The 22,396-nt window shown below is 67.0% G+C and carries 22 protein-coding genes and 1 tRNA gene; 12 read left to right on the top strand and 11 right to left on the bottom strand.

All coding sequences use genetic code 11. The annotated features are described in order from the left end of the window. Window positions 1–15: 15 nt before the first annotated feature. On the top strand, window positions 16–1,533 hold the full coding sequence (locus DQW50_RS07260) for an aldehyde dehydrogenase family protein (RefSeq protein WP_112078631.1): 1,518 nt from the start codon (window positions 16–18) through the stop codon (window positions 1,531–1,533). A 118-nt stretch (window positions 1,534–1,651) separates the two neighbouring features. Here DQW50_RS07260 and DQW50_RS07255 read toward each other — a convergent pair whose 3' ends face one another. Beyond that, window positions 1,652–2,002: a DUF4870 domain-containing protein gene (locus tag DQW50_RS07255; RefSeq protein ID WP_112078630.1), complete on the bottom strand. Its 351-nt coding sequence runs from the start codon at window positions 2,000–2,002 to the stop codon at window positions 1,652–1,654. 169 nt (window positions 2,003–2,171) lie between these two features. Between DQW50_RS07255 and DQW50_RS07250 the strand changes: the two genes are divergently transcribed. Then, window positions 2,172–2,450, top strand: coding sequence for an acylphosphatase (locus tag DQW50_RS07250; RefSeq protein WP_112078629.1), 279 nt, complete (start codon window positions 2,172–2,174; stop codon window positions 2,448–2,450). 30 nt (window positions 2,451–2,480) lie between these two features. On the opposite strand, the gene DQW50_RS07245 is transcribed toward DQW50_RS07250, so the two are convergent. Continuing rightward, window positions 2,481–2,876: a VOC family protein gene (locus DQW50_RS07245; protein ID WP_112078628.1), complete on the bottom strand. Its 396-nt coding sequence runs from the start codon at window positions 2,874–2,876 to the stop codon at window positions 2,481–2,483. 120 nt (window positions 2,877–2,996) lie between these two features. Between DQW50_RS07245 and DQW50_RS07240 the strand changes: the two genes are divergently transcribed. After that, entirely contained in the window at window positions 2,997–3,245 is a 249-nt protein-coding gene (locus DQW50_RS07240) for an antitoxin VapB family protein (protein WP_112078627.1), read from the top strand. Beyond that, complete coding sequence (locus DQW50_RS07235; protein ID WP_112078626.1) at window positions 3,235–3,627, top strand: type II toxin-antitoxin system VapC family toxin; 393 nt, start codon at window positions 3,235–3,237, stop codon at window positions 3,625–3,627. The genes DQW50_RS07240 and DQW50_RS07235 overlap by 11 nt, the downstream gene beginning before the upstream one ends. Before the next feature lie 32 nt (window positions 3,628–3,659). Here DQW50_RS07235 and purQ read toward each other — a convergent pair whose 3' ends face one another. Then, the gene (gene purQ, locus DQW50_RS07230; RefSeq protein WP_112078625.1) at window positions 3,660–4,337 is read right to left on the bottom strand and encodes a phosphoribosylformylglycinamidine synthase I; all 678 of its coding nucleotides are present in this window, start codon (window positions 4,335–4,337) and stop codon (window positions 3,660–3,662) included. Further along, complete coding sequence (gene purS, locus DQW50_RS07225; protein WP_112078624.1) at window positions 4,334–4,585, bottom strand: phosphoribosylformylglycinamidine synthase subunit PurS; 252 nt, start codon at window positions 4,583–4,585, stop codon at window positions 4,334–4,336. Before purS ends, purQ begins: the two co-directional genes overlap by 4 nt. Before the next feature lie 179 nt (window positions 4,586–4,764). Between purS and DQW50_RS07220 the strand changes: the two genes are divergently transcribed. Together DQW50_RS07220 and DQW50_RS07215 are read left to right on the top strand one after the other, a co-directional pair. Next, window positions 4,765–5,745 carry a formyltransferase family protein gene (locus DQW50_RS07220; protein WP_112078623.1) on the top strand — a complete coding sequence of 327 codons (981 nt, stop codon included), beginning with the start codon at window positions 4,765–4,767 and terminating at the stop codon, window positions 5,743–5,745. 81 nt (window positions 5,746–5,826) lie between these two features. Beyond that, entirely contained in the window at window positions 5,827–6,012 is a 186-nt protein-coding gene (locus tag DQW50_RS07215) for a hypothetical protein (RefSeq protein ID WP_112078622.1), read from the top strand. A 16-nt stretch (window positions 6,013–6,028) separates the two neighbouring features. Here the strand turns inward: DQW50_RS07215 and DQW50_RS07210 are convergent, their stop codons facing one another. Together DQW50_RS07210 and DQW50_RS07205 are read right to left on the bottom strand one after the other, a co-directional pair. Further along, a complete protein-coding gene (locus tag DQW50_RS07210; RefSeq protein WP_112078621.1) occupies window positions 6,029–8,929 on the bottom strand; it encodes an ATP-dependent helicase in 2,901 nt (966 codons plus the stop codon). A gap of 66 nt (window positions 8,930–8,995) precedes the next feature. Next, a complete protein-coding gene (locus tag DQW50_RS07205) occupies window positions 8,996–9,835 on the bottom strand; it encodes a hypothetical protein (RefSeq protein ID WP_112078620.1) in 840 nt (279 codons plus the stop codon). Between the two features lie 142 nt (window positions 9,836–9,977). Here DQW50_RS07205 and DQW50_RS07200 point away from each other — a divergent pair. The 3 genes from DQW50_RS07200 (at window position 9,978) to DQW50_RS07190 (ending at window position 11,268) form a co-directional block, all read left to right on the top strand. Further along, window positions 9,978–10,051: transfer RNA gene (locus DQW50_RS07200), tRNA-Tyr, on the top strand. Between the two features lie 495 nt (window positions 10,052–10,546). Next, window positions 10,547–10,849, top strand: a complete 303-nt coding sequence (locus tag DQW50_RS07195) for an AbrB/MazE/SpoVT family DNA-binding domain-containing protein (RefSeq protein WP_112078619.1) — start codon at window positions 10,547–10,549, stop codon at window positions 10,847–10,849. After that, a complete protein-coding gene (locus tag DQW50_RS07190; RefSeq protein WP_112078618.1) occupies window positions 10,849–11,268 on the top strand; it encodes a PIN domain-containing protein in 420 nt (139 codons plus the stop codon). Before DQW50_RS07195 ends, DQW50_RS07190 begins: the two co-directional genes overlap by 1 nt. 279 nt (window positions 11,269–11,547) lie before the next feature. On the opposite strand, the gene DQW50_RS07185 is transcribed toward DQW50_RS07190, so the two are convergent. Both DQW50_RS07185 and DQW50_RS07180 read right to left on the bottom strand, forming a co-directional pair. After that, window positions 11,548–11,973, bottom strand: a complete 426-nt coding sequence (locus tag DQW50_RS07185) for a universal stress protein (RefSeq protein WP_112078617.1) — start codon at window positions 11,971–11,973, stop codon at window positions 11,548–11,550. A 301-nt stretch (window positions 11,974–12,274) separates the two neighbouring features. Further along, the gene (locus tag DQW50_RS07180) at window positions 12,275–13,600 is read right to left on the bottom strand and encodes a M20/M25/M40 family metallo-hydrolase (protein ID WP_112078616.1); all 1,326 of its coding nucleotides are present in this window, start codon (window positions 13,598–13,600) and stop codon (window positions 12,275–12,277) included. 614 nt (window positions 13,601–14,214) lie between these two features. Here DQW50_RS07180 and pglX point away from each other — a divergent pair. Next, entirely contained in the window at window positions 14,215–18,513 is a 4,299-nt protein-coding gene (gene pglX, locus DQW50_RS07175; protein ID WP_112078615.1) for a BREX-5 system adenine-specific DNA-methyltransferase PglX, read from the top strand. Window positions 18,514–18,568: 55 nt separating this feature from the next. On the opposite strand, the gene DQW50_RS07170 is transcribed toward pglX, so the two are convergent. From DQW50_RS07170 to DQW50_RS07160, 3 genes are all read right to left on the bottom strand, one after another. After that, the gene (locus tag DQW50_RS07170; RefSeq protein WP_112078614.1) at window positions 18,569–18,847 is read right to left on the bottom strand and encodes a winged helix-turn-helix domain-containing protein; all 279 of its coding nucleotides are present in this window, start codon (window positions 18,845–18,847) and stop codon (window positions 18,569–18,571) included. 92 nt (window positions 18,848–18,939) lie between these two features. Further along, window positions 18,940–20,220, bottom strand: coding sequence for an amidohydrolase (locus DQW50_RS07165; protein ID WP_112078613.1), 1,281 nt, complete (start codon window positions 20,218–20,220; stop codon window positions 18,940–18,942). Window positions 20,221–20,320: 100 nt separating this feature from the next. Continuing rightward, window positions 20,321–20,653, bottom strand: a complete 333-nt coding sequence (locus tag DQW50_RS07160; RefSeq protein ID WP_112078612.1) for an uS10/mL48 family ribosomal protein — start codon at window positions 20,651–20,653, stop codon at window positions 20,321–20,323. 181 nt (window positions 20,654–20,834) lie between these two features. Between DQW50_RS07160 and DQW50_RS07155 the strand changes: the two genes are divergently transcribed. Then, window positions 20,835–21,281: a bis(5'-nucleosyl)-tetraphosphatase gene (locus DQW50_RS07155; RefSeq protein ID WP_112078611.1), complete on the top strand. Its 447-nt coding sequence runs from the start codon at window positions 20,835–20,837 to the stop codon at window positions 21,279–21,281. 72 nt (window positions 21,282–21,353) lie between these two features. Next, window positions 21,354–22,382: a DUF5787 family protein gene (locus tag DQW50_RS07150; protein ID WP_112078610.1), complete on the top strand. Its 1,029-nt coding sequence runs from the start codon at window positions 21,354–21,356 to the stop codon at window positions 22,380–22,382. The last annotated feature ends 14 nt before the right edge of the window (window positions 22,383–22,396 follow it).

Raw genomic sequence — 22,396 nt, 5'->3', positions numbered from 1 at the left:
AGAGACGATTCGACCATGTCGGACGCGTATAAACACTACATCGACGGCGAGTGGGTCGACGGCGAGGGAACGGAGACGTTCGAGAGCGAGAACCCGGCGACCGGGGAGACGCTCGGCGAGTTCCGGAAGGGGACGCCGGCGGACGTCGACCGTGCGGTCGCGGCCGCGGACGAAGCGTTCGAGGAGTGGCGCGAGCTCTCGCGGATCGACCGCGCGGAGTACCTCTGGGACGTCTACCACGAGCTCCGGGAACGAACCGACGAGCTCGGCGAGATCGTCACCAAGGAGTGCGGCAAGGAGATAGGCGAGGGGAAAGCGGACGTGGTCGAGGCCGCCCACATGGTCGAGTGGGCCGCCGGCGACGCCCGCCACCCCAAGGGCGACATCGTCCCCTCGGAGATCCCCGCGAAGGACGCCTACATGCGCCGGAAACCCCGCGGCGTCACCGGCTGTATCACGCCGTGGAACTTCCCCGTCGCCATCCCGTACTGGCACATGGCCATCGCGCTGGTGGAGGGGAACACGGTCGTGTTCAAGCCCGCGGAGCAGACCCCGTGGTGTGCGCAGGTCATCGCGGAGATGTTCGAGGACGCGGGCATCCCGGACGGCGTCTTCAACATGGTCCAGGGCTACGGCGACGCGGGCAACGCGATCGTCGAGAACGACGACGTCGACACCGTGATCTTCACGGGGTCGGCCGAGGTCGGCCACCTGATCCAGGACAAACTCGGCGGCGTCGCCGGCAAGCGCGCGGCCTGTGAGATGGGCGGAAAGAACGCCATCGTGATCACCGAGGAGGCGGACCTCGACATCGCGGTCCACTCCGCGGTCATGTCCTCGTTCAAGACCACCGGCCAGCGCTGTGTCTCCTCCGAACGACTGATCGTCCACACGGACGTGTACGACGAGTTCAAGGAGCGCTTCGTCGAGGTCGCGGAGCGCGTCTCCGTCGGCGACCCGCTCGACGAGAACACCTTCATGGGGCCGCTCATCGAGGAGGAACACCGCGAGAAGGTCACCCGGAACAACGAGCAGGCCCGCGAGGAGGGCGTGAACGTGCTCGTCGACCGGACCGAACTCGACGACGAGGAGATCCCGGACGGCCACGAGGACGGCTATTGGGTCGGCCCGTTCGTCTACGAGGCGGACCCCTACGCGGACATCGATTGCATCAAAGAGGAGGTCTTCGGTCCGCACGTCGCGCTCTTGGAGTACGACGGCGACATCGAGGAGGCCGTCGAGATCCAGAACGACACCGACTACGGGCTCGCCGGCGCGATCGTCTCCGAGGACTACCGCCAGATCAACTACTACCGCGACCGCGCCGAGATCGGCTTGGCGTACGGGAACCTCCCGTGTATCGGCGCGGAGGTCCAGCTTCCGTTCGGTGGCGTCAAGAAGTCCGGCAACGGCTACCCGTCGGCTCGCGAGGCCATCGAGGCCGTCACCGACCGGACCGCCTGGACGCTGAACAACTCCAAGGAGATCGAGATGGCACAGGGTCTCTCGGCGGACATCAAGACCGACGACTGAGTCGGCTGGACACCCCTCGTTTCCGTTCGTCGCTCACTGGAGACCCGACGCCGTGGAGGGTTCCGCCCGATCGGCGTTCGGCGATTCCCGGCGGCGATGGTAGGTTCCCGACGGCGGTCTAGATGATACTCGGCGTGTACGGGTACTCGTACACCTCGCCGTTGTTGGCTTTGACCGTCGCGATGAGCACCAACACCAGGTCGATGATCGCGAATACCGGGATCAACAGGAGTCCGATGACCACGATCGTCAGGATCCCGGAGATCATGAACGCGACGAACATCACGATCTGGAAGTTCAACGAGTTCTTCGCGTTCTCTTTCACCAACCGGTCGTCGTCGTCCGCGAGCACCAGGAACAGGACCGGCCCGAGGACCGAGGCGACGAGCGCCGACGCGTGCGACAGCGCCGCCAGCGTCGTGTCGCCCTCGACCGTTCCGGACTCGCCGTCGTTAGATTCGGTTGACATGTGATCGGCGATCAACAACGACGTTTATAAATATTGTGTTGACACCGCCCTCGAACCGTCCGTACCGGGGACCGATCGCTCGATCCCCGGCGCTCAAGCGCCCTCACGCCCGGGGCGTCACGGCCCCGACCGTCGTCTTTACCGGCCCACGGGACAAACCCGGGAGCGTATGTCGTCACGAACGCGAGCGCACGTGTACGTCTCCGGACGCGTTCAGGGCGTCTTCTACCGCGCGACGACGCGGGACGCCGCCCGCGAGCGCGGCGTCGACGGCTGGGTTCGGAACCTCGAGGACGGACGCGTCGAGGCCGTGTTCGAGGGGCCCGAACCCGCCGTCGAGGGGATGGTCGAGTGGTGTCACACGGGGAGCCCGGCAGCCGAGGTCGACGACGTCGACGCGACCTACGGGGACCCGGAGGGGATCGACGGGTTCGAGGTCCGACGATGAGGGGCTTCCGCTTGTCTCCCCCGAGACGGGTCATACCCGCTCTTTGAGCTCGATCCGGTAGCCGAACGGGTCGCGAACGTACACGGCCGCGGCCTCGCCGGTCGCGCCGAGCGGCGACTCCAGCCGCCGTTCGACCTCGATCCCGGCCTCGTCGAGTTCGGTTTCGATCGCTTCGATCGACTCCTCGACGACGACGACGGCGACGTGGTCGTAGTTCGTCGCCTCCGGCGGTTCGAACTCCGCGGTCGGCCAGAGGTGGATCACCGCGGTTGCCGAGAGCCGCACGTCGAAGAAGGGCTTCTCTCCCGCCTCGAACGGGGTGTCCTCGATGCCGAACCCGAGCCGGTCGCCGTAGAACTCGCGGGCGTCGTCGACGCCGCCCTCCGGGATCCGGAGGTTGACGTGGTCGATGTGGCGTGCTTTCATGAGCGGGGCTTCGAGCGCGGAACGCAAAACCGTGCGGGAATGGCACTCGGCGTCGGAGGGGAAACGCGGTTCGTCCGACCCGGAGGAAGTTTCAAGAAGGCTCGTATACGACGTATACGCATGAGTACGCGCAACGTCCGGCTCGACGAGGACGTGTACGAGCGCATCAAGAGCGAGAAGCGACCGGACGAGACGTTTTCGGAAGCCGTCGGGCGACTCATCGGTGGGTCCTCCCTGCTGGATCTGGCCGGGATCTTGAGCGACGAGGAGGCGGCCGAGTTCCGGCGTGCCATCGACGAGTCCGACGAAGCCGGCACGCGGGAGATCGACGAGTTGATCGACCGCTTCGACGGTGACGATGATCCTTGATTCGTCGTTTCTCATCGATCTGATGAAGGGCGACGACGCGGCGATCGAGGCCGCACGCGAGATCGAGGACGCCAACGTTCCCCAAAAGGTCCCCACACAGGTCGTCTACGAGCTGTACGTCGGCGTCGGCTACTCCGAAAACGCGTCTCGAGAAGTCGAGAAGATCCGGTCCGTGTTACGATCACGCCCAGTCATCGATCTCACCGAGGACGTCGCGAAACACGCCGGCCGGATCGACGGACAGCTCCGTGACGAGGGGAGTCGCATCGGACAGGGCGACGTCAGGATCGCGGCGACCGCGATACGTCACGACGAACCGGTCATCACCGGGAATCCGACGGATTTCGATCGGATCCCCGATGTGGAAGTTCGGGAGTACTGAGGCGGCGAGACGCCGTGTGATCGACGTGCGGCTCAGGCGAACGCCCGGAGGATCCCCGCGCCGTCGGTGCTCGTCGCCACGTCCGGTAGCGTCGCGCGCTCGGGGTGGGGCATCAACACCGCGACCGTCTCGCGCTCGCCGAGGACGCCGGCGACGTTGTCGGTCGATCCGTTCGGGTTCGCCTCGTCGGTGACGGCTCCGGCCTCGTCGCAGTACCGGAAGAGCACCCGCCCCTCGTCGACGAGCTCGTCGTGTGCGTCCGCTTCGATCTCGAAGCGTCCCTCGCCGTGAGCGATCGGGACCTCGATCACGTCGCCCTCGTCGTAGGCGGCGGTCCAGGGGGTGTCCGCGCGCTCGACGCGGAGGTGGACCGGCTCACACTGGAACCGCGCGGAGGCGTTGGTCGTGAACGCGCCGGGCGTGAGCCCGGACTCGGAGCCGATCTGTGCGCCGTTGCAGACGCCGAGGACGGGTACGCCCGCCTCGGCGGCCTCGCGGACCTCCGCCATGACCGGCGCGCGCGCGGCCATCGCGCCAGCCCGGAGGTAATCGCCGTAGGAGAACCCTCCCGGGAGGACGATCCCGTCGGGCTCGGCGGGGAGGCCGTCCTCGTGCCAGCGTCGCTCGGCGTCGATCCCGAGGTGTCGGAGCGCGCGGACCGCGTCGCGGTCGCAGTTGGACCCGCCGAACTGGACGACGGAAACCGTCATCGCTCCGCGACCGCGACGTCGTAGTCGTGGATCGTGGGGTTCGCGAGCAGCCGCTCCGCCATCTCGTCGGCCCGCGTCTCGGCCGCCTCGGCGTCCTCGGCCTCGAGGTCGAGTTCGAACCGGTCCGCCGAGCGGAGCGCGGAGAGCTCGAACCCGAGGCGTTCGAGGGCCTTCTTCGTCGTCTCGGCCTCCGGGTCGAGCACCCCCCGCTTCAGCCGGACCGTCACGGTCGCGGTGAATTCGGTCATCGCGTGAGAGTGCGGGGTCGTGTGTAAAAACCGTTTTGGAACGCCCCGTCTATACACGTGCGTGGATCTATTCCGGTCGATCGTCCGGGATCAGCCGACATCGGAACGAAAGGGGCAAACCCCTCCGAGGCCTGGTGGCGGTGTATGCCACCGTTCGAACCGGCGGAGGTGATCGGCGCATGACCCGCGAACTGACCGAGATCACGGTCGTCGGAGGAGACGAGACGGGACTCATCGCCCGGGTCACCTCCCTGCTGTTCGAGCGGGGGATCAACATCGAGGACCTCGACCAGGCGGTCCGCGAGGGGGTCTTTCGGATGACCACGCGGGTCGACACCGCGGAGATGACGACCTCCCGCGGCGAGCTCCGCCGCGCGCTCGCCGAACTCGGCCGCGAGCTCGACGTCGACATCCAGGTGCGGTTCCCGAGCGACCGGGACGCGAGGCGGGTCGCCCTGCTCGTCACGAAGGAGACGCACGTCCCCGAGGCGATGCTGGAGGCGGAGGCGAACGGCGACCTCGCTGTGGACGGCGAGGCCGAGATCCCTGTCGTGATCGGCAACCGCGGCGACCTGCGGTCGCTCGCGGAGCGCTACGGCAAGCCCTTCTACGACGTCGGCGACGGGAGCGGCAACACCGACGAGGGTCGGTTGCTCGACCTGTTGGCCGAGTACGACGTGGACCTGATCGCGTTGGCCCGCTACATGCGGATCCTCTCGCCGGAGGTCGTCTTCCGCTACGAGGGCCGGATCGTCAACGTCCATCCCTCGCTTCTGCCCGCCTTCCCCGGCGCGGAGGCGTACCGGCAGGCGAAGGACGCGGGCGTCCGGATCGCCGGGGTCACCTCCCACTACGTGACGACCGACCTCGACCAGGGACCGGTCATCGCCCAGCGCGCCTTCGACGTGCCCGACGGCGCGACCGTCGAGGAGATCAAACGCCGCGGACAACCCCTCGAGGCCGAGGTGTTGCTTGAGGCGGTCCGGCTCCACCTGGCGGACGCGATCGCGGTCCACCGCGGCACGGTTCACGTACGCGAGGAGACCGACGCGGAGCCGGAACTCGGGCTCTCCACAGCCGCGACCGAGGCGAACCCGGACGAGCCGGTCGACGGCGAGCCGCTGACCGGATCGGAGCTCCCGACGCCCGGCTCGGATTGAGGGGCCGACCCGGTGCTTCGGACCGCCGTCGTCGCGACCGACCGCCCGGTTTTTATAGATATTCGCGACCAAGACGTTCGAATGAGCCGACGTGACGACCGACCGTTCGGGGACGACGTTCGGGCTGCCGTCCGGCCCGACGACCGCGTGATCGTGGTCCTCGTACTGCTCCTGTCGGTGGTCATCCTCGCCGTCCTGGTCTACTACGCCGTGATGATCCTGGAGGGGCTTCCGGAGGTTCTCCCCGGACTCGTCCGATCCGCGTGAACAGTGTCCGCGACGGTCAGCCGTCGAACGTTCCAGTTTCGTCGAGGTCGCTCACGCGGGTGTCGACGGCGGCGTTCCCGTCGATCGCCGCCGTCACGTGGGCGTGGTACTCCCGGAGCGCCGTCGACTCGTCGTCCGCGATCACGGCGTCGGAGTCGACGAGCGTCGCCAGCCCGAACGACAGCGGCGACGGCGACTCCGTCGTGTGGTGGACGACCCGGACCCGCCCGCTCTCGATCCCCTCCAGGACCTCGCGGATCCCCGCCGCGTCGAGGTCGTCCTCGAGGAGTTCGCGATAGGTCTCCTCGAGGACGGCGAAGTCGTCGAGGCCGGTCACGAACGGGAGCAGCATCTCCGCCGACGTCTGCTGTTGGGCGGCGGTCTTCTCGCGGCCTTTGTAGCGTTTCAGGACCATGAGCGCCCGGCCGGCGACGATCCGGAAGGTCCGTTTCAGGCGGTCGGTCCCTTTGAGGGCGCGACGCAGGTCCCGTCGGACGGTGTCGGCGTCGAGCCCGCGGAGGACGCCCGCCACGTCGACCTTGCGGTTCAGCGGGACGGCGAGGCTGAAGCCGCCGTCGTCGACCGCGCGGACGACGTCGGCGTCGATCCGGTTCGAACACTCGGCGGCGACCAGCCGAGAGAGCCCCTCGTTGAACCGTCGCCCGTACAGCGTGTGGACGTAGAACCGCCGCTTGTACGCCTCCCGGTCGAGCTCCTCCTCGACGACGACCCGCGAGGGCGTCGAGACGCTCTCGACCCCGGCGTACCGCACCTGCTCGTCGTAGGTCCGCGCGATCGCTCTGACCGCGTTCCCGTCGATGGAGCGCTCGCGGAGCCACGCCCGAACCGCCGGCGGGCCGCCGTCCTCGAGCCGGTCGAGGAGCTCCGCTCGGAACGCGAGCACCTCTCGGGCGAGGTCGGACGACAGCGGGAGACGTTCGGCGTACCAGGTGGGGACCGTCGCCCGCTCGTCCGTCCGGTCGACGTACACCTTCGAGCCGCGGCGGTAGCGGAAGGCGAACCGCTCGCCGCCGAGCGCGAACACGTCGCCGGGGCCGAGCGTGTCGAGGTACGTCCCGTCGAGGGCCCCGACCCGCTCGTCGTCGCGTGTGTACACGGCGCAGCTGAACGCGTCGGGGATGGTCCCGACGTTGGTCATGTAGATGACCCGGGCGAGCCGCCCACGCTTGCCGACGAGCGTCTCGCCGACAGGGAACGCCTCGTGGTGGTGCTCGCAGTCGGGCGGGTCGTTCGCGTCCCGCCACACCTTCGGGTAGACGTTCCGCTCGAGCAGTCCCTCGTCGTCCGCGGTGAGGTAGGACAAAAGCGACTCGTAGCGTTCCGCGTCGAAGTCCCGGTACGGCCACGCCCGACGGAGGACCTCCCTGACCTCCCGATCGGGACGGACTCGGTTTATCGCCATCCCGTACACGTGTTGGGCGGCGACGTCCGCGGCGTTCTCGGGGACGGCTATCCGGTCGACGAAGCCCGCCTCCGCGCGGGCGACCGTGACCGCACACTCCACCAGCTCGTCGCGATCGAGCGCGAACACCCGCCCCTCGACGGTCTCGCCGGGGCTGTGGCCCGCCCTGCCCACCCGCTGGAGGAGCGCAGCGACCGACTTCGGCGAGCCGACCTGGACGACGAGGTCGAGGTGGGGCATGTCGATGCCGAGTTCGAGGCTGGTCGAGGTCGTGACCACGTCGAGGTCGCCGGACTTCAGCCCCTCCTCGATCCGGACCCGCTGGGCTTCCCCGATGCTCCCGTGATGACAGCCGGAGTTCGACTCGTCGTAGTCGAACCGCTCCCTGAGCTCCTTGAGGACGCGTTCCGCCCCCGAGCGGGAGTTCGTGAACACCAGCGTGTTCTCGTGGCTCTCGATGAGCTCCCGGAGGTCCCCGTAGAACCCGTCCATCACGACCGAACGCGGGGTGTTGACGAGGTCCGGGGTCGGCGTCCGGAGTTCGAGGTCGAACTCCCGGCCGAACCGTGCGTCGACGACCTCGTACTCGCGGGGCGCGAACCCGTCCGGGTCGCCGACCTCCCCGTCGGCCCGCTCGCGACCGACCAGGAACTCCGCGATCCCCTCGAGCGGGTCCACCGTCGCCGAGCAACCGATCCGGGTCGGCGAGCCGTCGGCGAGTTCCTCCAGGCGCTCGAGCGAGACCGAGAGGTGGGTCCCGCGTTTGTTCGCCGCCAGCGAGTGGATCTCGTCGACGATCACGTACTCCACGGTCCGCAGTTTCTCCCTGAACTTCGGCGCGTTGAGCAGGATGGCGAGGGTCTCCGGCGTCGTGTTGAGGACGTGCGGCGTCTCCTCGAGCATCGCCCGCCGGTCCGCGTCGTCGGTGTCGCCGTGGCGGATCGCCTGGCGGACGTTCGGACCGCCGTCGTGATCACCGGGATCCTCACGGGTGTTCTCGTCGTCGCTCGCCGGGATCCGCTCTGCCAGCTCCGCGAGCGGCGTCTCGAGGTTACGCTCGATGTCGTTCGCGAGCGATTTGAGCGGCGAGACGTACAGACAGTACACCGAGTTCCCCAGGTTGCCGGCGCGGTCGCGCGCGAAGAGGTCGTCGAGGACGGCGGTGAACGACGCCAGCGTCTTCCCGCTACCCGTCGGCGCGGCCACGAGACAGTTGCGCCCGTCGGCGACGTGCGGGATCGACCCGCGCTGTGGCGGCGTGAAGAGGCCGCCGTTCTCCGCGACGTACTCGCCGAACGTCTCGACCCACCACCTGCGGACCGTCGGCGAGAGGTGATCGAGAACCGCTGCATCGCGGATCGGGACCGTCTCGGGATCGAACGGCCAGTCACGGTCGGCCCCGACCTCCCGGAGGAGGCGCCTCGCTGTCGTCTCGTCCGCTGATTCTCCTGTCTCGTCCGCGGCTCCCGCCGTCCCGTCCGCGGTGTCCGTCACGACCCGAACGTGGGGCTACGGGGCCAAAGCGGTTGTGTCGAGTACGGCCGGATCCCCCTCGCCACCCTACTCCGAGAAGTCGGTCAACGAGCCGTCCGGGCCGGTATCGCCGTCGTCGTCTTCGTCCCCGCGGATCGCTTCGGGCTCCGCCCACGGGTCGTCGGGGTCAACCGGCGCGACGGCGTGATCCAGTTCGGCCGTCGAGTAGGCGACGTCGTCGTCGAGCGTCATCGCGAGCCGTTGCCAGCGGGCGCTCGTCCCGTCTTCGCCCTCTGGGCCGACGCGTGCGCCGTGGGTCTTGAAAAAGCGCGTCCCGCGGTCGCGTTTGGCCCCCTCGCCGGTGTGGCCGTCGAGGGCGACGTCGAACTCGCCGCCGGCCTCGAGGTCGCCGACGGGGAAGTCGTGGTCGGGTTCCTCGCCGCGTTCGTGGGCGTCGGCGCGCTCCTCGGCGACCGCGGAGAAGTAGGCGTCGGCGTTGGCCGCCTCGCGGGTCGAGCGGGCGCGGGCGGCCGCGAGCGCCGCATGGACCGCACACAGTCGGCCGCGCCACTCGCCCGGTTCCCAGCGTTCGGTGGCGAGTTCCTCGTAGCGTTCGACGAGCAGTGCGACGTCGCTTCCGGCGCGGAGGTCCTCCACGACGTAGAGGTTCAGCCGGTCCCAGAGGTTCCAGGCGTACCCCGAGCGGGCGAGCTCCCAGGCAGCCCACGCCGCGACCTCCTCGTCCGAGCGGCGGACCGCCTTCTGGAGCAGGCTGGAGACGGCGTAGCGGCTGTACCCCCCGTCGGTCTCGTTTTCGGCCTTTCGATCGCCGAAGTCGTTCTCGCCGGTCGCCTCCGGCGTGGTGTCGGTCTCGAGGCTACCGTCGGTCCCGAAGGTGGCCTGCCGCTCCGGTCCGTCGTCGCTCATACACGGCACTCCCACTGCGACCGACTTAACGGCGGCGTGCCGCGATCGATCGCCACGTGCCGGTTCCGGCGTGCGATATTCCGGACCGACCCGCCATCGAAAGGGAACCCTTAAGTCGGATCCAGCGGGTAGAATTCAGTGACCGCCCTTAGCTCAGCCTGGTAGAGCAGCCGACTGTAGATCGGCTTGTCCCCCGTTCAATTCGGGGAGGGCGGACTGAACCTCAGCAACCGTGAGCGACAGCGAACGGTTGGTGTCCGTGAGGGACAACTGACCCGAATTGAGCAGACGAGTCACAGCCCGGACCGGCGAGCGAAGCGAGCCGCACGCCCGGACTGTCTCGGTGAGTTCAATTCGGGGAGGGCGGACTCGTTTTTCAGTTGAACCGGAGTCGAGATACTCAACGGACAGCGTGGAGTTTCTCGTACAATCACTGTCACTGTCCCTGCCATGACCACGCCGGCAGCATATCCGTACCATGTCGTCACCGTTTCAAGCAGTGCCACGTACAACATCGACCGGGCCTGACCGGAGGTTGACGTCCGTAGATCCGGCCATTTTTCGATATATCGGTTTTTGAGATCAGCCGTCTCGACGCCTCTACTGCCCGCCGAGAATCTGACCCACACGCGCTGGGAGGTGAGGGGGAGGAGGGTGAGCACCTGGTAACACGCGAAACGTTTACCTATGAACGCTCTAGAATTATGAATAATGAGTAAGACAGAGAATTTAAACAATTCTGAAAAAGAGGTGGTCGCCGTCACCAAGCACGGTCAGGCGACCATTCCGAAACGTTTCCGCGAGAAGCTCGGGATCGAGGCCCCTGGAAAGGTGCTGTTCCGAGAGACTGAGGACGGAGAAGTGATCGTCGAACACGTCCGCTCGCCGAGCGAGATGCGCGGGTTCGCCGCCCGAAGCGAGGCGAGCACGGATCGGCCGGCGACCGAGATCCTCACGGAAAAGCGCGAGCAGGACCGCGAAGAGCGCGACGCGGATCCCTCGACGGAGAAGTGATGGCGTTGCCCGACCGCGTCGTTTTCGACGCCGAGCCGCTGATCGCGCACGCCGACGCCGAGCCCGGGAGCGAGGTCGTCGAGGAGTATCTCGACGCGGTCGCCGTCGAGGGGGCCATCGGCTACGCCAGTTACGTGAACCTCGCCGAAGTGCGGTACACGCTCGCTCGGAAGTACGACCGCGAGACGGTCGACGAGTATCTCGATTGGCTGGTCGACCTCGGCATCGAGACGGTGGACGTCGCCGACGCGTGGCTGGAGGCGTCGGAGTACGTCCTCGGCTACAACCCGGCTCTCGGCGACTCGTTCGCGCTGGCGACCGCCGAACACGTCGAGGGGACGCTTCTGGTCGGTGGTGACGACGACTACGACGAGATCTCCGACGTGCCGATCGATCGGTTCCGCGATGGATCCGCGTAGCCGTAGGGAGCGTTCGAATCGGTCACGAGCCACCAACCGGCTCTTCACCCGTGGTGAGGCGTTTATGGGAACCGGATGGGTGTTTTTGACTCCGTTGAATCCTCAACCGGTGATAGAATCGGTGTGCGAGAGACGGGGGATGAATCTCGCGTTCCTCCGTGTATATTCTCGCTGTCTCTGTAGTACGCTTACGGGAAAACGCAACCCTCTGTCCTGTCTTTCGTAGCGCAGTTCCGTTTGCGATGGGAGGGCACTGTGCGCCGCATTCCGAGGGTTCCGTTAGGCTTGCTGGTTCGGGAAAACCATCACCGGAACATCTGCCTCTCGTATGAGCGTACCACCTGGGTCGCCGGCGATCGTCCGCTCCCACGTGTCCATATCTCGAGGTGTGAAGGCGACGAGCGTCGCCTCCACCATCTCGATCGCATCGACGAGTGCCTCCGCGACCTCGCGCCCTTCGAGCGTCGCCCATTCGAACTGGAGATCATCACGATATAGAATGTCTACGAACCTCTCGTAAGTCGCTCCTGCGAACTGATCTCTGCCCGTTTTCATCGTCGTCTCAGCGGCCGTTCCCTGGGTTACGTGTGTTACAATAAGCGTTGTATCCGAGTCCAAGTGCGGCCGAACCGCACGCGCCGTCTCTTCAGCGTCGTCGGGACTCGCTATCGGTACTAGAATACGTTCGAATAAGGCGTCGTCCATGGATGTACCGTGTCTGACGCTAGACAAAAGCGTACGGGTTACTTACTCGCAGGCCCGATCCGAGTGGCACTTCTCAACCACTGATTAAAACCTCGAACCGCAAGAGACGTAACTGAGCGTCTTCGGCTCCTTCACCCGTGTCGCCTCGACGTCGTGCGATTCGGTCCGCGTCCGTGCGAGTGGATCTGGGTCCCTGCCTCGGATCGACGCCGTCCCTCGATCCCTGCCTCGGTTTGTCGATGGACTGCCGTCGATGTAGTGGCGGTCTGCCGGACACACGTCTGTAACTCGCCCGTTCCTCCTACGTGGAACCGTACTCCCGGATCACCGTCGAAAGCGTGTCGGTCCCGAACTCGACGGCCTCGACGGGAACTCGCTCGTTCGCGGCGTGGACGAGCGCCTCGAACTCGAACGACGGGGGGAGCTTCAGCGGGGTGTACCCGTAGGGCTGGATACCAAGCTGCTCGAAGAACCGCCCGTCGGTCGCTCCAGTGAGCAGGAACGGGACCGGGACGGCCTCGGGGTGGTTCTCGGTCAGGGCGTCGCTCAGTAGATCGAACAGCCCCATGTCGACGGGGTTGCTCTCGCCGCCATCGAACTGCACGACTTCGAACTCGACACCCTCGACGTCGCCGACGACCTCCCGGATCTCCTCGAGGAACTCCTCGGGCGTCACGTCCGGGAGCAGTCGTCCGTCGAGTTTTAGCTCGACTTCCGCCGGATGGACGTTCACCTTCCCGCCGCCGTCGACGACCGTCGGGCTCACCGTGTTGTGCAGTATCGGATCCAACCGCTCGGCGAGGGGACCGAGTTCGTCCAAGATATCGTCGGTACGGTCGGGATCGAGCAGTCCCCGCAACTGCTCGGCCCGCTCGGGTTCGGCTTCGGCGGCGAGCGCTTCGACGAACTCTCGGGCGGGCGGCGTGATGCGCACGGGCAGGCGTTGCTCGGTCAGTCGAGTGAGTAGCTCCCCGAGCGCGTGCATCGTTCCGTCACGTTGCGGACGCGACGCGTGGCCGCCGCGACCGGTTACCGTCGCCTCGAGCCAGCAGACCTGCTTTTCGGCCACCTGGATCGGATAGAACTCCGTCCCGTCGATGCGCAGTGGGAAGCCGCCGAACTCGCCGATGGCGTACTCCACGTCCGCGAAGCGCTCGGGGTGGTTTTCGACCAGATACTTCGCGCCGACATCGCCGCCCATCTCTTCGTCGGAGAGCACGACCAACAGCACGTCGCCCGCCGGTTCGACTCCCTCCTCGGCGGCCCGAAGCATCGCTGTGACCATCATCGCGACACCCCCCTTCATATCCAGGGCACCGCGGCCCCAGACGAACCCGTCCTCCCGTGTCCCCGAAAACGGCGGCTCATCCCACTCCTGTCCGTCCGTAGGGACTACGTCGACGTGCCCCTGCAGCAGCAACGGTGGCGCGTCGCCGCCCGGCAGGCGCGCGAGAAGGTTCGGTCGCTCGGGCTCGAGGGCCAACGTCTCGGTCGCTAGCCCCGCCTCGGTCAGCAGGCCGTCGATGTACTCGATACAGGCACGCTCATTCCCCGGCGGGTTCACGGTTTCAAACCGAATGAGTTCCGAAAGCAGGTCGCCAGGTCGCTCGTGAATCGGGGTGGTCATGGTTGACGATATCCGTCGGGGAATATAGCGCCATGGGTTGAGCCGATCGATGCTGACACGACTGAACAGGCGTTTCCGTACGGCCCGTCTACCGCTGATTACACACCTGAAACGGGGTTCGCTCGGTACAGGTGACGCAGGGATCGGTCAGTACAGGTGAAGGAACGAACGATTATGCGGTGGCGTGCCGGTGAGCGCCCGGAGGGCGCGAACCGACCGCGAGGGAGTCGGTGGTCCGACGCGAAGCGGAGGACCACCGACGAGGCTGGGGAGGTGTGAGGTGCGGTGCTGTGCGGTTCGGGTGGGATTCAAAGGGGTAGCCGCGAGGACGAAGCACGGCGACGTAAGGACCGCAGGAGCGAACGCAGTGAGCGACGAGGACCACAGCGAGCCGCGCGAGTCCTCGCGGCTGGGGCTTTGGACGTGTTCACCGCGCCGGCAACGATCCTGTTCTGCTCACTCTGCTCCCTACCAAAACAACCGTCGTATAAGCAATGGCGTTCTGATGGATAGTTCCGTTATACTTCACCGAAATAACCCGTCTCGGTGAGAGTTCTACGACACCCTCGACAACTTAATGACCCTACTGTGATTCGGGGTGACCATACCGGATCATGGCAGGGGAGTCTCCCTCTCGACGGACGGCCCAACTCGACAAGCCGGACCGTGAACGTCTCGAGGACGTCGTCGAGGACCTACGGGAGCGTGCGGAAGCGAACGTGGCGTACCAGCTCCGTCAGCGCGGCCTCGAGACCGAACCCGAGGACGCCGACGCGTTCGACGAGGATGACCGGAAGATAGTCGAGGCGATCGAACTGGAACGCTTGGAGGAGCACACGTGGGGGGAGGCCTACGAACGGTACGTCACCGGCGTCGGCTACACCGTCGTGAACCGCCTCGCTGGGCTGCGCTGTATGGAAGTTAGGGGGTTCCTCGACGAGGAGGTCACCGTGTTCATGGAGAGCGGACTGACGCCTGCGGGGGACACCGTCATGATGCGGGAGTTCCTCGAGGAGGACGAGGCCATCCTCGAAGCCTACCGCGAGGAGTGTGACCGGCTGGCCGACGAGATCGAGATCCTCTTCGACCGTACCTCCGCCTACAGCCTCGTCGACCCGGACGCCGACACCTACGAGGACCTCTGTCGACTTCTCGACGAGGTCCCGGACGAGGTCTGGCGGGCCGACGACGTCCTCGGGTGGGTCTACGAGTACTACAACGTCGAACTCCTCGACGATCTGCGCCGTAAGGGAGACCGCGAGGGGCTCGACCCCGAGGACGTCCCCCCAGCGAACCAGTTCTACACACCCCACTGGGTCGTCCGGATGCTCACCGACAACTCGCTCGGGAAACTCTACCTCGAACACACCGGCGAGTTACAGGAGGTCGTTGAACGGCAGGAGACGTTCTCCCCCGACGAGCGGAAGAACCGCCCGCTTTCGCCGGAGGGATCGCCCGGCATCGCCGATCTCTGTACGTATCTCGTCCCGAGCGAAGGGGAGGGCGAGCCGACCGACTTCGACCACCCCGAAGAACTTCGAGTCATCGATCCTGCCTGTGGGAGCGGACACTTCCTCCTCTACGCCTTCGACGTACTCGAACGGATCTGGCGGGTCGAAACGAACGTCGACCACGCCGAGATCCCCCGAGAGGTCCTGCGGAACAACCTCCACGGCGTCGACCTGGACATGCGGGCCTGTCAGCTAACGGCGTTCAACCTCTATTTGAAAGCGCGCACGCGGACGGAGGCCGAGGGCGCGGACGGCTTCGACATGCCGCAGGTCGGGATCGTCTGTGCGGACGCGTCGGTCGCCGATATCGACGGCGTTGAGGCGGTGTTCGAGGAGGTCGCCGGCAGCGACGAGAACGTCGAACGGGCCCTACAGCGCGTTCTCGACGCCTTCGAGGAGGTCCGCGGGATCGGGAGTCTGCTGGACGTGCGCGGGACGTTGGGTGACCTGTTCGAGGACGACGCCGACGTCGGCGGGATGCAACTCACCCTCGGCGACGACCCGCGACGGAGCCACACGCTCGGGCAGGTGTTGAGCAGTTTGCGCGAGTCGGTCGAGGATCACCGACACGGGGACTCCCTCGTAACACGGGACCTCCGGAGTTTCGTCCGACTGCTGGACGTTCTGGCACAGGAGTACGACGTGGCCCTGATGAACCCGCCGTACGGCGCCGAGGGGAGAATGCCCGACTCGGTACAGGAATACGTCGAGGAGCGGTATACGTACTCCCCCGAGTTCTACGTCAACTTCGTCGAGGTTTGTAACACCCTCTGTGCTTCGAACGGGAGGATCGGGATGCTCATCCCCCGATCGTTTATGTTCAAACGGAGTTTCGAGGACTTCAGGAAGGACTTTCAAGGGGAGATCGGCTCGTTCGACTTCCTCGCGGAGTTCGGACTGGGGATATTGGACAACGCGACCGTTCGGACGGTCGGAACCGTGCTCCGATCCGGAACACGGACACGGGAACACGGGACGTTTATTCGTCTGGCGGACCCGGACACGGGGTCGAAAGAGCGCGTCTTCACTGCCGAGGTCCTCGGTGACACCTCCGGGGGGATCCGGAGACGATACCGCGTCGAGCTCTCCGAGTTCGGTCGTCTCCCGAAATCGCCGATGAGCTACTGGACGACCGACGAAGCGAGGGCGCTGTTCGAGGGGTCGTCGTTCGTCGACGCGGACGTCGCACAGATCGAGGGCGATTCCGTCGCGGACGTGAAAACGGGCCTCCAAACGGGGAACAACCCACGGCTGGTTCGGAACCACTGGGAGGTCTCGTTCGAGAAGCCGTTTTACCCCTTCGCCAAGGGGGGAACGGACGCCTGGACGCTTCCGCGCACCGTCAAAACGGTTTGGTGGGGCGACGACGGGGCCGAAATCAAACGTCTCCCCTCGTCTCGACCACAGAACACCGACTACTACTTCCGTGAGGGACTGACGTGGACCTACATCAAGGAGACCGGGAGACGGTTCGGCTACTATCCGGCCGGTGGCATCTTCGATCAGAAGGGACCGATGGTGTTCCCCCACACCTGCTCCGCGTGGGCGATGCAAGTCGTCCTCAACTCCACGCTCTATCACGGACTGTTCCTCTCGTTGACCCCGGATCGGGAGTGGAATCCGGGGGACGTCGGACGGATCCCGTACGATCCGTCGAGCATCGAGAGCGAACGGGTAGAAGCGCAGGCGAAAGCCCAGTACGAACTGTTCGTCTCACAACGGCGGGGAGACCCGACCAGCCCGTACTACGCCGGCCCACACGTCCTCCCGGACGAGCGGAAACGGTCCTTCGTATACACGAACCATCCGCATACCGCCCACGCACCGGCCGGCCGGACGGATATCGATGGCGGATCGATCACGGCCGAGACGCCGATCCCGCGGGCTGTCGAGACCGCCAACGAGCGGACCAGCTCCCGGGAGGCAGCGATCCGATCGGTTGCCGAGCGATCCGACGAGCTCGTCTACGACCTGTTCGACGTCACCGAGGAAACGAGACGCGCGATCGAGACGGAGATCCGACTACGGGGCGCTGACCAGCCCGATAACTTGTTCGCCGAAGACGATCGTTACGGACACTGTGTCGCCCTCGTCCATCACTTCGCGATGGAGGCCGTCCGTGAGGAACCCGACGGCATCGTCCCGCTCTACGCCACCGACGACCAGCCGGCCATGCTCGATCGGATCGTCGAGCGCTTCGAGGACGCCTACGGCGAGCACGCCGAAGCCCGTCTCGCCGAGGTCGACGGGACCCTCGGCGCTGCGTCGGCAGCCGACGAAGCGTATCCCAACCTCCGGGCGTTCCTCGCCGAGGACCTGTTCGACTACCACGTCGACACGATGGAGAACGCCCCGATCGTCTGGCGGTTCACCACCGAACGCCTCGTCGCGGACTCGACCGGCGAGGGGTTCGCGTGCTTCGTCGACTACCACGGCGTCGATACCGGGCTGTTCGACCGTCTCTCGAACCGATACCTCGAACCGCGGAAGGCCGAACTGCGCGAGCGACGGAGCACGGCAGCCCGTCGGCGTGACGACGACTCGCTCTCCGCGAGCGAACGGGCCGAGGCAGTCGAGGCGTACGAACACAGCACGAGCGGACTCGATCAGATCGGCGTCTTCGAGGACGTGATTCAGGAACTCAGTAGCCCCGACGAACGCGAGTTCGACGTCGACGATCGCCGGCGAGTGGCGGAGCTGGCACCGAAGGTGACTGCCTTCCGCGAGGAGACCCGAAAACGCGTGGAGACGCTGTCGAGGCTACGCGACCGTACGGGCGAGACGTGGTTTCAGGACACGTTTTCGGACACGTTCTGGGAGCACGTCGACGAGCGGCGCGAGGAGTGGCTCGACACGCTCGGGGAACTCGAAGCGGCCTGCGAGGCCTACGCCGAACCCGCGGACGAGCCCGTCGAGGCTCACCTGGCCGACCTCTTCGACTACTTCAACTGGCGGCTCAAGGGCTCGGACCACTACGCCAGTTCGGGGGTCCTGTTCATGACGTACTACTTCGAACGCGAGGGGGCCGACCTACTCGACGACGACGGGGGCCCCCGGGACCACCTCTCGGCGGACGAGCGCCTCCTCGCCTCGCTCGCGACCGGGCTCGACGACGCGTCCGTCGTCGACGAGGCGTACCTCGAGTCAGCCACAGCGGACGTGGGGGTCGACGGTGTGGCCGACCTCCCGCCGCTCGCCGAGTACAAAGCGCTGGCCGAGGAGATCGGCGATCGTTGCGAGACGGTCGCTTCGCGGGTCCCCTCGAACTGGGCCGATCGTGCGCGCTCGGAGGTCACGGCCGCCGGCTACCGGCCGAACCGGAAACACGGCGTCGCGATCAACCTCACGCCGCTCGCGGAGGCCGAGATCGTGCCGAAGACCGTCGACGAGAAGGTGATCTGAACGCGGGCACACGTCTTCGAAGAGACACCGGGGACGACGCGGGACACCCGCCGTCTCACGCCGGGGAGGCGTCCGCGATCTCCTCGACGACCTCCCAGTGGTTTCTGGTCCCCTCCGTGGGGTAGTACACCGTTCCGTAGCCGTCGCCGGTGCGCTCGATCACGTCGTGGTCGCGCAACACGTCGAGGTGGTGGCGGACCGTCGTGTAGTCCAGATCGAGCCGTTCGGCCAGCTGGTTGGCGTTCCGCGGACGCTCCGCTATCGCTCGCAGGATCCGAACGCGATTCGGGCCGCCTCGGGTCCCGGTGAGAACGTACCAGAGGACCGCCTCCATACCGAATACCACGGGGCCTGGCCGCCTAAACCTACCGTCGGGCGACGTCCCTGCCGGCGTTCGGACGGTCGAAGACGACGCTTCAGCCCGCCTCAGGGTCGCGTCTCGGCGACCCGCCGGATCGCCGTCGAGATCACGTCGATCCCGATCCCAATGTCGTCCTCGACGACGTCGAACGTCGAGGTGTGGTGGCCGCCGGGGTGGTCGGTCCCGACGCCGACGTAGCAGGCGAGCCCCCCGCGTTCCTGCACGCGATTCATCATGAACGTCGCGTCCTCGCTCCCGCCGAGGTCGGCGCTTTCGACGACGCTCGTCACGCCCTCGATCCCGCTGGCGACCTCGGCGATGGCGTCCGAGAGCGCGTCGTCGCTCGTCGCGCTCGGCGCGGCGCCCATCGTGGTCACGTCGACCGTACAGTCGTGCATCTCCGCGGCGGAGTGGAGGACCCGGTCCGCGTGAGCGAACATGTAGTCCGCGAGGGCCGTGCTCTCGCCGCGGACCTCGCCCTCGATGTAGGACTCCTCGGGGATGATGTTCGTCGCCGTCCCGCCGCCGACGAGCCCGGCGTTCACGCGGGTCGCGCCGTCGGCGTGTCGGGGGATCGCGTAGAGGTTCTGTATCGCCGCCGCCATCGCCTGGACCGTGTTCCGACCCTGTTCGGGACGCGCCCCGGCGTGGGAGGGCTCACCGTCGAACTCCGCGAGGAAGTGTTTGACCGCGAGGAAGCCGTCGATCCCGCTCACGACCTCGCCCGAGGGGTGGTCGAGCCCGATGTGGACCGCGTAGAAGTAGTCGACGTCGTCGAGGAGGCCCGACTCCGCCATCGGCTTCCCGCCCACGATCTTCTCCTCGCCGGGCTGGAAGAACACCTTGAGCGTTCCCGAGAAGTCGGAGTCGAGGACCGCGTCGAGCACGCCGAGGCCGATGGTCGCGTGCGAGTCGTGCCCGCAGGCGTGCATGTACCCCTCGTTCTCGGAGCGGAAGCCTTCCGCAGCCGGAACGTGCTCGCCGTCCTCGGCTTCGAGGATCGGCAGGCCGTCGATGTCGACCCTGAGGCCGACGACGGGCCCCTCGCCGCGCTCCGCGACCGCGACACAGCCGGTGTATCCCCCCTCGAGCCGGTCGAGGACCTCGGGGTCCGCGCCGGCCTCGCGGGCGCGGTCGAGCCACGCCTCGAGCTCGTCGTCGTCGGGGACGTTCCGCCGGGAGTCCTCCGCGAGCGCGTCGGGGCCGACGTGGACCGCGTCGAGGTCGCGCTCGCGGAGCGCCTCGACGATCCGGGCGGTGGTGTAGAACTCACACCATGCCGGTTCGGGATGGCGGTGGAGGTCGCGTCTGAACGCTGCGTACTCCTCGTCGGTTTGGACGCTCATACGCTCCGATTACCGTCGGGTGGCTTAAAAGGTCGAGTGGCGGTCGGCGTCTCCGCCTCCGGCGGGAGGCGCGTTCGGGTCCCACCCCCGAGCCGGCGGCTCAGTCGCGCCGGTGCCCGAGCGGCTTCTTCCGGTCGACCTCGACCTCGACGTGGATCGAGTCCGGGAAGTCGCGGCCGACGACGTCGCGGGCGACGTCGTCCGCGCCGTGGATCTCCATCGACCGCTTGTAGACGTCGTACCGCCACGGGGAGAACTCGTCGCCGACACGGAGGCGTTTGTACTGGGGGACCGTGACGGTCTCGGGCGGGGAGGCGTGTGGGCCCTTACACTCCGCCCCCTTCCGCTCGAGGGTGTCTTTGAGCTCCTGGACGGTCTCGGCGAGCACGTCGCGGTCGCCGGAGGCGAAGGAGAGTTTCGTGACGAAGGTCATGGCTGGGGGTTGTGGGTGAATGGTTCCCCGAGGCGTAAAAACACGTCTACTGGGCGACGGCGCTCGCGTCGCCGAGCGACGGTTTCGACGGAACCGCACAGATCGGTCGAGAGCGCTCCAAACGGTCTCGGAACCGGCAGTTCCGACACCCTCTTTACTGGTGGTTGCTTACCCGAGGCTAATGACGGTCGAAGCGACCAGTTCCGGAGCCATCCTCTTCCGCGATACCCGCGGCGAACGGGAGTACCTGCTCCTGAAGAGCCGACCGGGGGACTGGGAGTTCCCCAAAGGCGGGATCGAAGGCGACGAGGAGCTCCAGCAGACGGCGATACGGGAGGTGTCCGAGGAGGCCGGGATCGACGATTTCCGCCTCATCGACGGCTTCCGTCGGGAGTACGACTACGTGTTCGAGGCCGGTGGGAAGACGATACACAAGACGGTCCACCTGTTCATCGCCCGCTCGTTCGAGGCGAGCGCGGAGCTCTCGAAGGAGCACCGCGACCTCCAGTGGCGCGACTACGAACAGGCGATCAACACGATCACCCAGGACGGCCCCCGAGAGATCCTCGAGGAGGCCCACGAGTACCTCGACGAGCTCCAAGAGGAGGCCGACGACGGCTACGTCTGAGGCTACGGTGACCCCGCCTCGCCCCGGACGTCCGCGCCGCCCACCGCGCCGCCGACCGCGACGTCGACGCCCGTGATCCCCGACTCGGAGTTCGGCTACGAGCTGCTCGTCTGCCGGTACGCCGAGTTGGCGTGGCACCCCGACGGGGACGCCCGTCCCGCGATCGTCTCCCGACAGCTCGGGACGCAGCGGCGCCGCTGGGACACCGTCGTGATCGAGGTCGACCCGGAGGCGTTCGCCCTACGGCGGGCCTTCGGCGATCGGAGCCTCGACTCCGACCTCCTCCACGTCGTCCGCAGCGCGCCGGAAGCGTGGGAGTGGTACCGCGACGCGCTCCCCGACCCCGGATACCCGTGGCGCTACGTCCGGCAGGCGGTCCATCGCGTTGCGGGACGGGACCTGATCGAGAAGCGACGGCGGGGAAACCGGATCGAGATCCGCCGGGTCAGGCCGTATCCCGACTGGGTCGAGCGGGTCGTCGCGATCGAGAACAAGCCCGACCTCGACCGGTCGGCGGCGGACGCGCTCGCCGACCAGCTCGCACACGACGTCGAGACCGCCCTCGCGGACGAGGTGTGGCTCGCGACGGAGGCGACCGGCGACCGGGTCGAGCCCGCGCTGTTGCGGTCGATGCCGGTCGAGGCGGGCGTCCTGACCACGGGGTTCGCCGAGGCGGATACCGGACCGGGCGGGTTCGCCGTCGACGCGGCCGCCGCGACCGTGGACTGGCTGCCGAGCGACCTCGCACCGAGCGGGCCGGCCGGCCGCGACCCGGAAACGGCCACCCGTCGGCTGGAGATCGCGGAGCGGGCCTACGGGAAGGGCTGGCGCTCCTACCGCGACACGATGCGTCCGGACTGCCGGCACTTCGAACTCCGGCGGGCCGGACGGGCGCTCGTTCCGCGCTGTGCGGCCAAGGGTCGATGCCCCACCGCCCGTGAGTGTTCGGGCTCGTGCCCGGAGTTCTCGCCGGAGCCGCCGGCGTGGCGAACGAACGGCTGGCCGATCGAGGGCGGCCCGGGGAAGGGGCTCCGGGCGCTGTTGGAGCGGCGTCGAGAACGGGTCCGCGACCGGATCGGCCCCGATCCGGACGGGTCCTGACGGCCCTGGTTCGG

Origin of the sequence: Halorubrum sp. 48-1-W (assembly GCF_003287355.1) — an archaeon.
GTDB lineage: Archaea > Halobacteriota > Halobacteria > Halobacteriales > Haloferacaceae > Halorubrum.
This window is presented reverse-complemented; position numbering and strand designations above follow the sequence as displayed.

Coding starts and splice junctions, on each gene's coding strand:
- DQW50_RS07260 (WP_112078631.1), top strand. CDS start 16: ATGTCGGACGCGTATAAACACTACATCGACGGCGAGTGGGTCGACGGC.
- DQW50_RS07255 (WP_112078630.1), bottom strand. CDS start 2,002: ATGTCAACCGAATCTAACGACGGCGAGTCCGGAACGGTCGAGGGCGAC.
- DQW50_RS07250 (WP_112078629.1), top strand. CDS start 2,172: ATGTCGTCACGAACGCGAGCGCACGTGTACGTCTCCGGACGCGTTCAG.
- DQW50_RS07245 (WP_112078628.1), bottom strand. CDS start 2,876: ATGAAAGCACGCCACATCGACCACGTCAACCTCCGGATCCCGGAGGGC.
- DQW50_RS07240 (WP_112078627.1), top strand. CDS start 2,997: ATGAGTACGCGCAACGTCCGGCTCGACGAGGACGTGTACGAGCGCATC.
- DQW50_RS07235 (WP_112078626.1), top strand. CDS start 3,235: ATGATCCTTGATTCGTCGTTTCTCATCGATCTGATGAAGGGCGACGAC.
- purQ (WP_112078625.1), bottom strand. CDS start 4,337: ATGACGGTTTCCGTCGTCCAGTTCGGCGGGTCCAACTGCGACCGCGAC.
- purS (WP_112078624.1), bottom strand. CDS start 4,585: ATGACCGAATTCACCGCGACCGTGACGGTCCGGCTGAAGCGGGGGGTG.
- DQW50_RS07220 (WP_112078623.1), top strand. CDS start 4,765: ATGACCCGCGAACTGACCGAGATCACGGTCGTCGGAGGAGACGAGACG.
- DQW50_RS07215 (WP_112078622.1), top strand. CDS start 5,827: ATGAGCCGACGTGACGACCGACCGTTCGGGGACGACGTTCGGGCTGCC.
- DQW50_RS07205 (WP_112078620.1), bottom strand. CDS start 9,835: ATGAGCGACGACGGACCGGAGCGGCAGGCCACCTTCGGGACCGACGGT.
- DQW50_RS07195 (WP_112078619.1), top strand. CDS start 10,547: ATGAGTAAGACAGAGAATTTAAACAATTCTGAAAAAGAGGTGGTCGCC.
- DQW50_RS07190 (WP_112078618.1), top strand. CDS start 10,849: ATGGCGTTGCCCGACCGCGTCGTTTTCGACGCCGAGCCGCTGATCGCG.
- DQW50_RS07185 (WP_112078617.1), bottom strand. CDS start 11,973: ATGGACGACGCCTTATTCGAACGTATTCTAGTACCGATAGCGAGTCCC.
- DQW50_RS07180 (WP_112078616.1), bottom strand. CDS start 13,600: ATGACCACCCCGATTCACGAGCGACCTGGCGACCTGCTTTCGGAACTC.
- pglX (WP_112078615.1), top strand. CDS start 14,215: ATGGCAGGGGAGTCTCCCTCTCGACGGACGGCCCAACTCGACAAGCCG.
- DQW50_RS07170 (WP_112078614.1), bottom strand. CDS start 18,847: ATGGAGGCGGTCCTCTGGTACGTTCTCACCGGGACCCGAGGCGGCCCG.
- DQW50_RS07165 (WP_112078613.1), bottom strand. CDS start 20,220: ATGAGCGTCCAAACCGACGAGGAGTACGCAGCGTTCAGACGCGACCTC.
- DQW50_RS07160 (WP_112078612.1), bottom strand. CDS start 20,653: ATGACCTTCGTCACGAAACTCTCCTTCGCCTCCGGCGACCGCGACGTG.
- DQW50_RS07155 (WP_112078611.1), top strand. CDS start 20,835: ATGACGGTCGAAGCGACCAGTTCCGGAGCCATCCTCTTCCGCGATACC.